The organism is Nocardiopsis deserti (genome assembly GCF_008638355.1).
GTDB classification, from domain to species: domain Bacteria; phylum Actinomycetota; class Actinomycetes; order Streptosporangiales; family Streptosporangiaceae; genus Nocardiopsis; species Nocardiopsis alborubida.
On sequence record NZ_VWVS01000001.1, the window covers coordinates 378085 to 392160 of the forward strand.

Consider the following 14076-nt stretch of genomic DNA (forward strand, 5'->3'; position numbering starts at 1 on the left):
TCGCCACGTGGCCTTCCGGATGCGACTCCGATACAGCAACGATGCAGCCTTGTCACTCTGACGAGGGCCATTTCGGGAACCCTGCGGCCACCGATTAAGTTTTCAGTAACAGAGCGCCACACGCGCACCCATACGCACCTACCAAGCCAGAACGAGGGGGAGGCGTGAGCTTCCGATCGCCCGGCGCACCACCTGCGCGTATGCCTCGCCGATCAAGGTTGCTCGCGCCAGTCGCGGCGACCGTGGTCGTCATCATCGCGGGGCTGATGCTCGCCGCGAACTTCTGGACCGACTTCAAGTGGTTCGATTCCGTCGGCTACACCTCGGTCTTCCTGACCGAACTGTGGACCCGCGTGCTGCTGTTCGCCGTCGCCGGCCTGGTGATGGCCGTCATCGTCGGCGCCAGCATCTTCTTCGCCTACCGCTCCCGGCCCGGCATCCGGCCGATGAGCCTGGAGCAGCAGGGCCTGGACCGCTACCGGCAGTCCATCGACCCGCACCGCAAACTCTTCTTCTGGATCGCGGTGGGAGCCCTCGCGCTGCTGGCCGGAGCCGCGGCCAGCGGTGACTGGCGGTCCTACCTCCAGTTCGTGAACAGCACCGACTTCGGGGTGAACGACCCCGAGTTCGGCATGGACGTGGCCTTCTTCGCGTTCACGTACCCGTTCCTGCGCATCCTGCTCGGCTACCTGTACGCGGCGGTCATCCTGGCGTTCATCGCCGCGGTGATCGTGCACTACCTGTACGGCGGGGTCCGCCTCCAGAACGACTCCGGTCAGCGTGCCACCCCCTCGGCCCGAGTGCACCTGTCGGTGCTGCTGGGCCTGTTCGTGCTGCTGCGCGGCGGTTCCTACTGGCTGGACCGCTACGGCCTGGTCTTCTCCGAGCGCGGCTACACCTTCGGCGCCTCGTACACCGACGTGAACGCGGTCAAGACCGCGCTGCTCATCCTCACGGTCATCTCGGTCATCTGCGCCGTGTTGTTCTTCGCCAACATCTACTTCAAGAACATCATGGTTCCCATGGCCAGCCTCGGACTGCTGGTGCTGTCCGCGGTGCTGGTCGGCGTGGCCTACCCCGAGATCGTCCAGCGCTTCCAGGTCTCGCCCAACGAGCAGCGCCTGGAGAGCCCCTACATCGAGCGCAACATCGAGTACACGCGCCAGGCCTACGGCATCGCCGACGCCGAGGTGGAGGCCTACGACGCCACCACCGAGCTCAGCGCGCAGGACCTGGTGGAGGAGTCCCAGGACACCACCGTGCGCCTGGTCGACCCCTCGGTGGTCTCGCAGACCTTCCAGCAGATGCAGCAGGTCCGCGGCTTCTACCAGTTCCCCGAGGTGCTGGAGGTCGACCGCTACCCGAACTCCGAGGGCAACCTGATCGACACGATCGTGGCCGTCCGCGAGCTGGACGGGCCGCCCGCCGACCAGGACAACTGGCTCAACCGGCACCTGATCTACACCCACGGCTACGGCATGGTCGCCGCCGCGGGCACCCAGATCGACGCCGAGGGCCGACCGGTCTTCACCGAGTACAACATCCCTCCGCGCGGTGAGCTGAGCGACGTCGTCGGCGAGTACGAGCCGCGCATCTACTACGGCCGGGAGGGCGCCGAGTACGCCATCGTCCAGGCCGAGGAGGAGTACGACTACCCCCTCGACGCCGAGGAGGAGACGGGCGACGTCCCGACCCCGGAGGACGCCGTCGAGGCCGAGGTCACCCCGAGCCCGGACGAGGCCCGCGCCCCGGCCGACGCCGACCAGGAGGCCGCGGAGCAGACCGCCGAGGAGGCCCCCGCCGAGGGTGAGGGCCAGGGCGGCGGAGAGGGCGGTGAGGGCGCCGAGGAGGGCAGCGACTCGCAGGCCTACAACCGCTACGACGGCGACGGCGGCGTCCAGCTGGCCAGCTTCTTCGACCGGATCCTGTACGCGATCAAGTACCAGGAACCCAACATCCTGCTCAACAGCGCCATCACCGACGACTCGCGCATCATCTACGAGCGCGACCCGGTGGAGCGCGTGGAGAAGGTGGCCCCGTACCTGACCACGGACAGCCGCCCCTACCCGGCGGTCGTCGACGGCCGGGTCGTGTGGATCGTGGACGCCTACACCACCTCCGACGGCTACCCGTACGCCAACCGGATCGACTTCACCCAGGCGGTGACCGACACCTTCACCGACGGCTCGGCCCAGCAGGTGGGCGCGCTGCCGGGCAACGAGGTCAACTACATCCGCAACTCGGTGAAGGCCACCGTCGACGCCTACGACGGCACCGTCACCCTGTACGCGTGGGACGAGGCGGACCCGGTCCTCCAGACCTGGATGGACGCCTTCCCCGGGACCGTCGTCAGCAGGGACCAGATGAGCGAGGAGCTCATCGACCACCTGCGCTACCCGGACGACCTGTTCAAGGTGCAGCGCCAGATCATGCGCGAGTACCACGTGACGGACGCCGCGGCCTACTACGGCGGTCAGGACTTCTGGTCGGTTCCCAACGACCCGACCAACGAGACCGAGGCCCCCGAGCCGCCCTACAGGCAGACCATCCAGTACCCGGGCGAGGAGTCGACCTTCTCGCTGACCAGCACGTTCGTGCCGCGCGGCCGCGAGAACCTGGCGGCCTTCATGGCGGTGGACAGCGATCCGCGCTCCGAGAACTACGGCCAGCTCAAGCTGCTGGAGCTGCCGCGGAGCACGGTGATCCTCGGCCCCGGGCAGGTGCAGAACGCCTTCGACGCCGACGCCGACGTCCGCGAGGTGCTGCTGCCGTTGGAGCAGTCCAACGCGGAGGTGACGCGGGGCAACCTGCTCACGCTGCCGTTCGCCGGCGGCCTGCTCTACGTCGAGCCGCTGTACGTGCAGGCGGGCGGCGGCGGCGCCGCCTCCTTCCCGCTGCTCCAGCAGGTCATGGTCGGCTTCGGTGACGAGGTGGCCATCGGCAACAGCCTGCCGGACGCGCTCAGCAACCTCTTCGACGGGGAGGGCGCGCCTCCCGAGGAGGGCGCCGAGGAGGCCCCCGAGGAGGAGGCCGGAGCCGGTGACGGCGGAGGCGGCGAGGGCGGCGGAGGCAACCAGGACCTCACCGACTCCCTCAACGAGGCCGTCGAGGCCTGGGAGGAGGCCCAGCAGTCCAACGAGGAGGCCAACGACCGCCTGCGTGAGGCGCTGGAGGACATCCAGCAGCAGCTGGACGAGAACTGAGCCCCGCCCTACGGCGGTGACCGCTCGGTGAGGGGGCGGGGGTCCGAGGACCCCCGCCCCCTCCGGCGTTCCCGGGAGGCCGTGTCCGGGGGCCTCAGCGTCCCCGGGACCCGTGTCCCCGGGAGAGCCACGGGGGCGGGGTCCGAGAGGGCTCCACGCGCCCCGTGTCCGGCGCTGGCGAGGGCTCCGCGCGCCCGCTGGCACGTCCCGGTCCGCCGATTTGGGTTTTTGTTCAGGGCGCGCTACTGTGTAGACACAACGACGCGGGGTGGAGCAGTTCGGTAGCTCGCTGGGCTCATAACCCAGAGGTCGCAGGTTCAAATCCTGTCCCCGCTACCAGACCCGGACCCGGGAGAAATCCCGGGTCCGTCGGTTTTCCTTTCTCCTCCTTTTCGGAGGAGAGCGGAAGCGGACGCCCCCCAGGGGGAGTCCGGGTGGTCAGACCAGGGTGCAAGCGCTGGTAGGATTGCCGAAGGCGGTCGGGAAACCGACTACCACAGGGTGGGATCTCCACCGGTTTTCTCCAGGGAAACTCAGGGAAAACCGATTTGCCACCCGGGGCTAAACCCCCTAAAATAGAGATCACGACGCGGGGTGGAGCAGTTCGGTAGCTCGCTGGGCTCATAACCCAGAGGTCGCAGGTTCAAATCCTGTCCCCGCTACCAGTAAAACGCCGGGCGCATTTCGCGCCCGGCGTTTTTCGTGTGCCCGTGTGCCCGTGTGCCCGTGTGCCCGTGTGCCCGTGTGCCCGTGTGCCCGTGTGCCCGTGTGCCCGTGTGCCCGTGTGCCGCCCGGTCTCCCGGGCGGCACACGCTCAGCGGGTGCGGCCCTCCACGAGTTCGACCACGCGGTCGGCCCGCTCGGCCACCTTGGGGTCGTGGGTCACCACGACCACCGCGGCGTCGCGGATCCGGGCCTGCTCCAGCAACTGCTCCATGATCATGGTGCTGCTGGCGGCGTCCAGGGCGCCCGTGGGCTCGTCGGCGAGGATCAGGGCGGGTTCCCGGCTCAGCGCCCGCGCCAGGGCCACACGCTGCTGCTCACCGCCGGAGAGCTGGTGCGGCTGCGAGTGCAGCCGGTGCCCCAGCCCCACGGCCTCCAGCAGTTCGCGGGCCCGCGCCCGGCGGCGCAGCAGCGGCACGCCGCCGAGCACCATCGGCACACCGACGTTGGCCAGGGCGGTCCGCCGCTCCAGCAGGTGGAACTGCTGGAACACGAAGCCGATCCCCTCACCGCGCAGGCGCGACCTCGCCCCCTCGCCCAGGCGGGTGGTGTCCACGCCGTCGAACGTGTACGTGCCGCCGCTGGGCCGGTCGAGCAGGCCCAGGACGTTGAGCAGGGTGGACTTGCCCGAACCGGACTGGCCGACGATCGCCACCACCTCGCCCCGCCCCACCCGGAACGTGCAGTCGCGCAGCACGTCGATCCGGTTCCCCGACACCGTGAAGTGCCGGGTCATCCCCTCCACGTCCAGCAGGGGCGCCGGACGGGGGCGGCGCGGCACGGCCTCGGGGACCGGTGCGTCGAGGGACATCTAGCCCTCACCCTCCTCGGCGGTCTCGTCCTCGGAGCCGTGCGCGCCGGGCACGTCGAACCGGGGGTCGAGCGGGATCGGGTCCAGGACCCTCTCACCGACGCTCAACCCCTCGGTGACCTCGACGGACGACCCGTCGGAGACGCCCAGCTCCACCTCGCGGGTCTCCTCGGCGCCGTTCTCGCCCACCACCACGACCTCGCCCGACCCGGCGGTGCCGCGCACCGCGGTCACGGGGACGATGAGCGCGTTCGCGGCCGCGCCGGTGCTGACCGACAGCTGTCCCAGCACGCCCTCGAAGACCTCCAGGTCGGCGGGCACCCGGCAGGCCAGTTCGGCCCCGCCGCCACTGCCGACACCGCCGCCCTCGGCGTTCTCGCCGCCCTCGGCCCCGGGGACGGTTCCGCCTCCTCCGGCCGTGCCCAGGGACAGGAACTCGCACCCGGCCGCGGGCGGCCCCTGATCGATCTGGAGCAGGATGTCCTCGGGGTCCTCGTAGAAGCGGTAGAGGTCGTTGGGCGGGATCGACGCGACGGCGCGGAACTCCTCGGGGGCGACCGTGGCCACCACCGCGCCGGGCTCCAGCACGTCGCCGACCAGGACGTCCTCCAGACCCGACACCGTTCCGGCGGCGGGCGCGTACAGGGTGACCTCCTCGGTCGCGGGGGCGTCGGGGGCCTCCCCGCCCTCCCCGGTGACGGGCGCCTCCCCGGCGGGCACCCGAACGTTGACGACCGGGGCGCCACGGTCGACCTCGGCGCCCTCACCCACCCACAGGTGGGAGACCGTGCCCCCGTTGCGGGCCTCGACCGTCTCACCGGGCTCGGCCCGGACGACGGCGTCCAGCACCAGCACGGAGCTGACCTCGCCCATCACCACCTCGACCGGTTCCCCTCCCACGTCCAGGGCGGCCTGCTGCATGCCCGCGTCCTCTCCGGCGCCTGGGCCGCCCAGACGGGACACCAGGAGGTAGCCGGCGCCGGCCAGTCCTCCCACGAGGACCAGGACCGCGCCGATGATGATCCACTTCTTCACGTGATCTCTCCTATTCCCGGAGTCCGGCGACCACGGACGCGCGCAGCGCCCGCATCGCGGGGATGATCCCGGCCAGCATCCCGACGAGGGCGGCGCTGCCCAGGCCGACGAGTACTCCGGACGCGGGGATGTTCAGGGGGACGTCGGCGGGCAGCGACACGAGGCTCCCCAGCACCGCGCCGCCCGCGGCCAGCAGGGCCCAGCAGGCGGCGAGCGCGATGATCCCGGCCACCAGGGACACCACGACCGACTCCATGACCACGGCCACGAACAGGGTGAACCGGCTCGCGCCCAGGGCGCGGTAGGTGGCCAGTTCGCGGCGGCGCTCGCGCACGGTGACCAGCCCCACGTTGAGCACGCCCAGCAGGCCGGTGGTGAGGGTGACGGCGGCGATACCGGTGAGACCCCAGGACATGTAGGTGATGACCTGGCCGACCTCCTCGGCGTAGTCCGTGCGGTAGGCCATGACGGCGTCCCGCTCCTCCACGCCCCAACGCCAGGACACCGACGCCAGGCGGTCGGAGAAGACCTCGCCCCACGGGTCCTGCGCCGCGGGGTCGCGCGGGTCGATCCGCACCTGGTAGGTGGTCATGTCGCCCATGAGGAACGGGTCGGCCGACTCCTCCTCCTGCTCCTGCGCGCCGGTGGAGGTTCCGAAGAGCAGTTCCTCGGAGGAGGGGGCGCGCAGCAGGTAGGCGCTGTACCAGCCCATGTCCAGCGCGGAGCTCTCCAGGACGCCGACGACGCGCACGTCCGTCCACCGGCCGGTGCCGATCTGGACGCGGGTGAGGTCGCCCAGCGCGTCGGCGAGCTGCTCGTTGACGACCATGACCGGGGCCAGCGACTCGGTGTCGGCCTCGGTGAACCAGCGGCCCTCGGCCAGGTTCATCCGCCGGATGTCACCCAGGGTGGGGTCCACGCCGAGGAACTCCACGTCGGGCAGGACCGAGCCGTCGGCGCGGATCGCCGGGGCCTGGGAGGGCCTGTGGTAGATCGAGATGTCCTGGCCGCCCGCACGGAGCAGGTCCTCCTCGAAGGCGGTGCGGTCGGTGACCCGGCCGTACACGGTGACCTCCAGGGTCGCCGGGCGGCCCGCGTTGGCCTCGCTGTAGGCGGTGGCGAAGCGCTGGCCGAAGTCGCTGGCGCTGACCACGAGGATCAGTGCGCCGACACCGACGACGATGCCCGCGCAGGACAGGATGGTCCGGGCCACGTTGGCCCGTGAACCGGCGAAGGCCAGCACGATCCCGGCTGTGAGGGAACGCAGCATTCGGCCCCTTCCCGTGATGTCTGTGAGATCCGGGCGCCGCGACGGCGGCGCCGGGATACCCGCGGGGGTGGCGGGGTTTCACCAGACTCATCGTGGAAGGAGGCGGTTTCGGTTCAGCCCGTCCGAATTAATTTCGGGCCGCCGTTTTGGACCGCACGCTGGAGAGGGAATGGACGGAAGCGCGGCGGGGCCGGGGCCTCAGACCGCCTCGAAGTCGTCACAGGTGAGCGGTGCTCCGGAGCCGGTGTCCGACCAGACCACCGTGTGCACCCCCGCGGAGGGGGAGTCCTCCGCACCCTCGAAGTCGTCGGGGTGGCGCACGCGGGTCCACTCGCCGGACGCGACCGCCGCCTTGGTGGTGGCGGTGCCGCCGCGGGGGCCGATGACGGAGACGGTCACCGATGCGGTGTCCGCGTCCTCCGGTGCCAGGACGCCCAGTTCGACGGGGCCGCCCGCGGGCACGCGAGGCACCTCGGTGCGCCAGGGACGGGCGGTCCGGCTGTCCACGGCGGGCACGCACAGGTACCTGGAGGGGTCGAACGCGGTGTCGGGGACGCCCAGGCCGGGGCCCTCACCCTGGACGGAGGAGCGCACGGTGTCGGCGATCATCTCGCGCAGCTGTTCGGGGCTGTGCCCGTGGCCGCCGCCGCAGGCGGTGGCCAGCAGGACCGCGGCCGCGCACAGGGAGGCCCGGAGGGGTGTCGTGGTCAGCACGCCACCGCACGTTACTACGTACGGTGGCTCCGTGTGTGCTCTCTGTTGTTCTCGGGGGGTGGGGTCAGACGCGGTGCAGTGGGGTGGGGCCTCCGTTGAGCCAGGTCAGCACCTGGTCGTGGACCGCGCCGTTGGTACACACCAGGGGGCCGCCGTCCTCGAAGCCCCCGCCGCGCAGGTTGGTGGCCCGTCCGCCCGCCTCCTCCAGGATGACGGGCAGCGGTGCGGCGTCCCACAGCGACAGCTCGGGCTCGGCGGAGATGTCCACGACGCCCTCGGCGACCATCACGTGCGACCAGAAGTCGCCGTAGGCGCGGGTGCGCCAGACCGAGCGGGTCAGGCCGAGGAAGGAGTCGAGGCGGCCCTGCTGCTCCCAGCCGGTCAGCGAGGAGAAGCTCAGCGAGGCCTCCGACAGCTCCGACACCTTGGACACGTGGCAGCGCGAGGCCTTCGACAGGCTGCGGCCCTGCCAGGCGCCGCCGCCCCGGGAGGCCCACCAACGGCGGTACAGCGCCGGGGCCGAGACCACGCCCACCACGGGACGGTCCCCCTCCAGCAGGGCGATCAGGGTCGCCCACACCGGGACACCGCGGACGTAGTTCGCGGTGCCGTCGATGGGGTCGATGACCCACACCCGGTTGCTGTTGCCCGTCTTGCCGTACTCCTCGCCCACCACGGCGTCGCGGGGCCGGGCGCGGGAGAGCACGCCGCGCAGCGTCTCCTCCACCATCCGGTCGGCCTCGGTGACGTGGGTGAGGTCGGGTTTGGTGTCGACGACGAGGTCAAGCGCCCGGAAGCGCTTGAGCGCGATGTCGTCGGCAGCGTCGGCGAGCACGTGGGCCAGCCGCAGATCATCGTCAAAGGACACCATGACCGGTAACGCTACCCTCACGGGCACGAACATGGCCAAAGGGGCGCACGCGCGTGACCAGAGTGTTAGTTCCCCGCCGCCGGGATCCGAGGGAACGACGGCCCGGCGGGGAGCGTCAGGGGTGTCGTCCGCGGCGGCGGATGCGAGGATGGGGACATGGACACCGCGAACCGGCAGGGGCGCGCCGAGGGCACCTCGGCGCGGGAGCGCTTGTTGGACGCCGCCTACGCCGAGGTCGTCTCGGGCGGGTGGTCCGACCGGCGCATGGTGGACATCGCGGCGGTCGCCCGGGTGTCGCGCCAGACCCTGTACAACGTGTTCGGCAGCAAGGAGGGCCTGCTCCAGGCCGTCGTGGTACGCGAGGTCAACGCGCTGCTCGACCGGGTGGTGCGCCTCCTGGAGGAGGAGGGCGAGGACCCGCCGCACGCGGTGAGCCGGGCCACGCGCCTGGTGCTGCTGTCCGCCCGCGACAACCCGCTGCTGCGCGCGGTGGTGACCGGGGACCACGGGCTCCTGCCGGTGCTCACCACGCGCGCCGAGCCCCTGCTGGACGTCCTGGGCGAGCGCATCACCGCCCTGCTGGGGGAGCGCTATCCGGAGCTGGCCGACTCCGCCGCCGAGGTCGCGGCCGACGTCGCCCTGCGCCTGACGGTGTCCTACTCGCTGCAACCCATCGACCCCGACGAGGCCGCGCGCAGGGTCGAGACGGTCGTGCACGGGATGCTGATGGTCGGCCGCTGAGAGGGGTGGCGGCGTGGTGGAGGGTCCGCTGACGGAGAGCGAGCGCCGGGAGGTGCTGCGCGCCTGCATGGCCGACGGGCGGATCACCGCGATCCCGGTCCGCCGCGCCGCCCGGCTGATCCTGCTCGACCAGGTGGCCCGGGCCTTCGAACCGGGGGTCCGCTACAGCGAGGCCGAGGTCAACGCGGTCCTGAGCGGGTTCAGTGCGAACGTGGCGGTGCTGCGCCGCGGCCTGGTCGACGAGGGGTTCATGGAGCGCGACCGCACCCGGTACTGGCGCTGCGGCGGAACCGTGGAGGTCTAGCACCTGCCGGGAACGTGGCTGGTGTGGTTCCAGGAGCTCTGACCTGTGATGATCTTGTACTTATAGCCAGTGTCGGCGCTCGAACCTCGCTACAAGTACGAGATCACGCCGCAGAGCAACGGCACGATGAACCCTTCCGGTCCCCGTCTCCTCGGGGTTCCGGCCCGGGCAGCCACAGCCGATGGAAGCCGACGCGGCGGCCCGGGGAGGACAGCCCGGCCGCGTTCAGCGGCGGGGCGCGGCGAGCAGGTCCACCACTCCCGTACCGTCCTCGTCTCCGTGGCCCCGTGCGAGGCGGTGCTCCATCAGCTCCGCGTACGGCGCCAGGAGTTCGGTGCTCACCCCCTGCTCCTCGGCGGTGCGCAGCAGGGTCCGGTTGCCCCGTACCTGCATGGAGAGGTTGGAGACGACGCCCCTGGTGTAGTCGCCGCTCTCCAGCTGCTCCGCGGCGGTGTGGACGCCGACGGTCATCGCGCTCAGCCAGTCCGCCAGCAGGGACGCGAACCCCTTCAGCGGCACGTCCTCGTCGCGGACCAGGGCGAAGGCGTGCGCGACCCCGGCGAACATGCCGCTCATCGCGCTGAGCAGGGCCACGTCGTGCAGGTCTGCCAGCCCGGCGTCCTCACCGACGAACACGGTCCCGGCCACGGTGGACAGGGCCGCCTCGTGCTCGGCGAAGGCCTCCCCGGAACCGCTGTAGAACACGTACCCGCCCGAGCCGGAGGCGCCGATCATCGGCGGAACGGCCATGACGCCGCCGCTGACGAAGCGGGCGCCACGTCCGTGCGCCCACTCCGCGCGGGCCCGTGCCTGGTCCGGCGTCCCGGTGGTGAGGTTGAACAGGTCCCGGCCCGCCAGGTCGGCGGCGTCCAGCACCGCGCCGACGGAGTCGTCGTCGAGCAGGCAGGTCACCACCAGGCGGGCGGAGGCGACCGCCCCGGCCGCCGTCGCGGCGACGTCGGCGCCCTCCCGGGCCAGCGGCTCGGCCCGGGACGGGGTTCGGTTCCAGACGGTCAGCGGGTGTCCGGCGGCGAGCCAGGCGCGGGCGAGGGCGGTGCCCATGTCCCCGAGCCCGAGCAGGGCGACGCGGGGCTTCTCGGTGTCGTGTGCGTTCATGTGCACTAGGCTCGTCGCCCGTCGGAGCCCCGACAAGTACGCACTTTCAGGTGCGTGCGCACTCCGGGGTAAGCACGCAGGCGGGAGGGAGGGCGATGGCCGTCGTACGGAGGCCCGGCGCGTACCACTGCGGTATCGACGCGGCGATGGACGTCATCGGTGGCAGGTGGAAGGTGCTCGTCCTGTGGGCGCTGGAGGAGGAGCCGCACCGCTTCGGCGAGCTGCGCCGCATGCTCGACGGCGTCACCGAGAAGGTCCTGGCCTCCCACCTGCGCGAGCTGGAGCAGGACGGAATCGTGCGCCGACGGGACTTCGGGGAGGTCCCGCCGCGGGTCGAGTACTCGCTCACCCCGCTGGGGAAGTCCCTGAACGAGGCCCTGGCCCCGCTCGGGGCCTGGGGCCGCGCGCATGCCCTGACACCGGCCCGGCCGGTGTCCGAGGAGTCCAGGGCGGCTCCCTGACTCCCTCTACCCGTTCCGTTCGACGGAGTGCCTGCCCGCGCCGCCTCGACGCCTGAGAGGCCGTACGAAGAGAACCGCCTGCCAAGCGAGCGCGACGACGGCGAGCCCGAGGAGCACGTAGGCGAGGACCGTCAGGTCCGGCCCGCCGTTTTCCCTCCACACGTCCAGGAGTACCGCCGCTATCACGAGGAGGGCGTTGGCGGCCCCCACGACGGCCACCGCGGTCACCCGTCTGTCGTTGTCCTTCATGGAAATGCCTCCTGGGGGTGGAGCCGGTCAGGAATCCGTCTCGTCGGTGTCCCTGGTGTCCCTGGTGTCCCTGGTGTCCCCGGTGTCCCCGGCGTCCCCCTCGCGACTGGTGAGCAGGCGGCGCAGGGAGGCCACGCGGTCCGGGTCGAGTCCTCCGCGCTCCAGCGCGGCCTGGATCGCGCAGCCGGGGGAGTCGGGCTGGTGGGAGCAGCCCGCGGGGCAGTCCTCGGCGGCCTCGGCCAGGTCCGCGAAGCCCTCGACGATGTCCTCGGGGTCGATGTGGGCCAGGCCGAAGCTGCGCACGCCCGGGGTGTCGATCAGCCAGCCGCCCCCGAAGGGCAGCGCGGCGGCGGACGTGGAGGTGTGGCGGCCGCGCCCGGTGACGGCGTTGACGTGGCCCACGGCCCGGTCGGTGCCGGGGACGAGCCGGTTGACCAGGGTGGACTTGCCCACTCCGGAGGAACCCACGAGCACGGTGGTGCGGTCGGCCAGACGGGCGCGCAGGCCGTCCAGGCCGCTCTCGGGGTCGAGCACCTCGTAGGGCACGCCCAGGGGCGCGTACACCCGCACCAACTCGTCCGGGGCGGCCAGGTCGGCCTTGGTCAGGCACAGCAGGGGGGAGAGCCCGGCGTCGTAGGCGGCGACCAGGCAGCGGTCCACGAAGCGCGGCTGCGGCGCGGGATCGGCCAGGGCGCAGACGATCGCCAGCTGGTCGGCGTTGGCCACGATCACCCGCTCGACCGGGTCGGTGTCGTCGGCCGTGCGCCTGAGCACGGACGCGCGCTCCCTGACCCGTACGACACGCGCCAGGGTGTCGGGTCTGCCGGACAGGTCGCCGACCACGTCGACGCGGTCGCCGACCACGATCGAGCCGCGGCCGAGCTCGCGGGCCTTCATCGCCACGACGGGAACGCCGTTCACCAGGCAGCGGTACCGGCCCCGGTCCACGGCGGTGACCAGGCCCTCCACGGCGTTCTCGTGCTTGGGGCGGTTGCGGGTGCGGGGGCGCGAACCGCCCCGGGCGCGCACGCGGATGTCGTCCTCGTCCAGGTGGCGTCCCCCGCCCCGCGTGCGGCTCATGCCAGGGCCTCCGCCCACAGGCCCGGGAAGTCGGGCAGGGTCTTGCGCGTGGTGGCGATGTTCTCCACCTCCACCCCGGGCACCGCGAGCCCGATCACCGCTCCCGAGGTGGCCATCCGGTGGTCGTCGTAGGAGTGGAACACCCCGCCGCGCATCGGGCGCGGGTTGATGACCAGTCCGTCGGGCAGCTCCTCGGCGTCGCCGCCCAGCCGGTTGATCTCGGCGGCCAGCGCGGCGATGCGGTCGGTCTCGTGGCGGCGCAGGTGCGCGATGCCGGTCAGCCGGGAGGGGGTCGTGGCGAGCGCGGCCACGGCGGCGACGGTGGGCGTGAGTTCGCCCACGTCGCGCAGGTCGGCGTCGATGCCCAGGATCCGACCGGTGCCGCGCAGGGTGAGCAGCCCCTCGGGCGAGCGGGAGACCTCGCCGCCCATCCGGGTGAACAGCGAGCGCAGCTCGTCGCCGGGCTGGGTGGTGTGCTCCGGCCAGTCCTCGACCGTCACCTCGCCCCCGGTGACCAGGGCGGCGGCCAGGAAGGGCGCGGCGTTGGACAGGTCGGGCTCCACGGTGATGTCGGAGACCTTGACCGGTCCGGGCTCGACCCTCCAGGAGTTGTCGGCGGTGGACACGGCGACCCCGGCCGCGCGCAGCATCTCCACGGTCATGTCCAGGTGCGGCTGGGAGGGCACGGGGGGCCCGGAGTGGCGCACGTGCACGCCCTCGGTGAAGCGGGCGCCGCTCAGGAGGAGGGCCGACACGAACTGGGAGGAGCCGGACGCGTCGAGCGTCACCTCGCCGCCGCGCACGGCGCCGGTGCCGTGCACGGCCATCGGCAGCGCGCCGCGGCCGCCGTCGTCGATGTCGGCGCCCAGGGCGCGCAGCGCGGCCAGCAGCTCGCCCACGGGCCGCTCACGGGCACGCGGGTCACCGTCGAACTCCACGGTGCCCGAGGCCAGGGCCGCCACCGGCGGCACGAACCGCATCACCGTGCCCGCGTTGCCGACGTCGACGGAGGCCGGGCCGCGCAGCGGGGCGGGGGTGACCGCCATGTCCTCCCCCTCCGCGGCGATCCCCGCGCCCAGGGCGCGCAGGGAGCCCGCCATCAGCTCGCTGTCCCGGCTGACCAGCGGACGGCGCACCAGGCACGGTGTCTCCGACAGGGCGGCCAGGACCAGCGCGCGGTTGGTCATCGACTTGGACCCCGGCAGCGACAGCCGGGCGCGCACCGGCCGCTCGGCCGTGGGCGCGGGCCAGTGCCCGCCGGGGGTCCCGGCGGAGCGCGGGGACGTGGCGGTGTCGGGGTTCTGGCCGGACTGGACGGGCTGCGAGGACGCGGACTCAGGCATGACACAAGGTTATCGGGATCGGCGCGGCCGCAGGCGAACGCCTTCCCGCCTGTGGACAACCCGTCGGACGGGAGCGGCGCCCGATTCGTCGGCACGTCCGCAGACCGGTCCGGCGGTTGGCCCGGCGCCCGCTTCGGCCACGGTTCCGGCGGCCG

At 72.2% G+C, this 14076-nt stretch carries 13 protein-coding genes and 2 tRNA genes; 6 read left to right on the forward strand and 9 right to left on the reverse strand.

Annotated elements, in window-relative coordinates; all coding sequences use genetic code 11:
* Nucleotides 1–200 precede the first annotated feature (200 nt).
* The 3 genes from FYW99_RS11415 to FYW99_RS11425 all read left to right on the forward strand — a co-directional run bounded on the left by FYW99_RS11415 (nucleotide 201) and on the right by FYW99_RS11425 (nucleotide 3868).
* A complete protein-coding gene (locus tag FYW99_RS11415; RefSeq protein ID WP_263364058.1) occupies nucleotides 201–3203 on the forward strand; it encodes a UPF0182 family membrane protein in 3003 nt (1000 codons plus the stop codon).
* A gap of 262 nt (nucleotides 3204–3465) precedes the next feature.
* A tRNA-Met gene (locus tag FYW99_RS11420) sits at nucleotides 3466–3542 on the forward strand.
* A gap of 249 nt (nucleotides 3543–3791) precedes the next feature.
* Nucleotides 3792–3868, forward strand: a tRNA-Met gene (locus tag FYW99_RS11425).
* Between the two features lie 149 nt (nucleotides 3869–4017).
* On the opposite strand, the gene FYW99_RS11430 is transcribed toward FYW99_RS11425, so the two are convergent.
* The 5 genes from FYW99_RS11430 to hisN form a co-directional block, all read right to left on the reverse strand.
* The gene (locus FYW99_RS11430; RefSeq protein ID WP_150251980.1) at nucleotides 4018–4737 is read right to left on the reverse strand and encodes an ABC transporter ATP-binding protein; all 720 of its coding nucleotides are present in this window, start codon (nucleotides 4735–4737) and stop codon (nucleotides 4018–4020) included.
* Entirely contained in the window at nucleotides 4738–5772 is a 1035-nt protein-coding gene (locus FYW99_RS11435; protein ID WP_150251981.1) for an efflux RND transporter periplasmic adaptor subunit, read from the reverse strand. It abuts the gene before it with no gap.
* 10 nt (nucleotides 5773–5782) lie between these two features.
* Nucleotides 5783–7042 carry an ABC transporter permease gene (locus tag FYW99_RS11440; RefSeq protein WP_150251982.1) on the reverse strand — a complete coding sequence of 420 codons (1260 nt, stop codon included), beginning with the start codon at nucleotides 7040–7042 and terminating at the stop codon, nucleotides 5783–5785.
* A 198-nt stretch (nucleotides 7043–7240) separates the two neighbouring features.
* Complete coding sequence (locus FYW99_RS11445; RefSeq protein ID WP_150251983.1) at nucleotides 7241–7756, reverse strand: hypothetical protein; 516 nt, start codon at nucleotides 7754–7756, stop codon at nucleotides 7241–7243.
* 64 nt (nucleotides 7757–7820) lie between these two features.
* A complete protein-coding gene (gene hisN, locus FYW99_RS11450; protein ID WP_150251984.1) occupies nucleotides 7821–8627 on the reverse strand; it encodes a histidinol-phosphatase in 807 nt (268 codons plus the stop codon).
* 156 nt (nucleotides 8628–8783) lie between these two features.
* Here hisN and FYW99_RS11455 point away from each other — a divergent pair, with 156 nt between their 5' ends.
* Together FYW99_RS11455 and FYW99_RS11460 are read left to right on the forward strand one after the other, a co-directional pair.
* Nucleotides 8784–9368, forward strand: coding sequence for a TetR/AcrR family transcriptional regulator (locus tag FYW99_RS11455; protein WP_017564236.1), 585 nt, complete (start codon nucleotides 8784–8786; stop codon nucleotides 9366–9368).
* 13 nt (nucleotides 9369–9381) lie between these two features.
* Nucleotides 9382–9672 carry a DUF2087 domain-containing protein gene (locus tag FYW99_RS11460; protein WP_017564237.1) on the forward strand — a complete coding sequence of 97 codons (291 nt, stop codon included), beginning with the start codon at nucleotides 9382–9384 and terminating at the stop codon, nucleotides 9670–9672.
* A gap of 225 nt (nucleotides 9673–9897) precedes the next feature.
* On the opposite strand, the gene FYW99_RS11465 is transcribed toward FYW99_RS11460, so the two are convergent.
* Complete coding sequence (locus FYW99_RS11465; RefSeq protein ID WP_150251985.1) at nucleotides 9898–10788, reverse strand: NAD(P)-dependent oxidoreductase; 891 nt, start codon at nucleotides 10786–10788, stop codon at nucleotides 9898–9900.
* Nucleotides 10789–10883: 95 nt separating this feature from the next.
* Here FYW99_RS11465 and FYW99_RS11470 point away from each other — a divergent pair, with 95 nt between their 5' ends.
* Nucleotides 10884–11249, forward strand: coding sequence for a winged helix-turn-helix transcriptional regulator (locus tag FYW99_RS11470; RefSeq protein WP_150251986.1), 366 nt, complete (start codon nucleotides 10884–10886; stop codon nucleotides 11247–11249).
* Nucleotides 11250–11255: 6 nt separating this feature from the next.
* Here the strand turns inward: FYW99_RS11470 and FYW99_RS11475 are convergent, their stop codons facing one another.
* The 3 genes from FYW99_RS11475 to aroA are packed head-to-tail and all read right to left on the reverse strand — an operon-like array spanning nucleotide 11256 to nucleotide 13921.
* A complete protein-coding gene (locus FYW99_RS11475) occupies nucleotides 11256–11498 on the reverse strand; it encodes a hypothetical protein (RefSeq protein ID WP_150251987.1) in 243 nt (80 codons plus the stop codon).
* Nucleotides 11499–11525: 27 nt separating this feature from the next.
* On the reverse strand, nucleotides 11526–12578 hold the full coding sequence (gene rsgA, locus FYW99_RS11480) for a ribosome small subunit-dependent GTPase A (protein WP_150251988.1): 1053 nt from the start codon (nucleotides 12576–12578) through the stop codon (nucleotides 11526–11528).
* Nucleotides 12575–13921 (reverse strand): 3-phosphoshikimate 1-carboxyvinyltransferase, encoded by a 1347-nt coding sequence (gene aroA / locus FYW99_RS11485; RefSeq protein ID WP_150251989.1) that lies wholly within the window; start codon nucleotides 13919–13921, stop codon nucleotides 12575–12577. Before aroA ends, rsgA begins: the two co-directional genes overlap by 4 nt.
* Nucleotides 13922–14076: the final 155 nt, after the last annotated feature.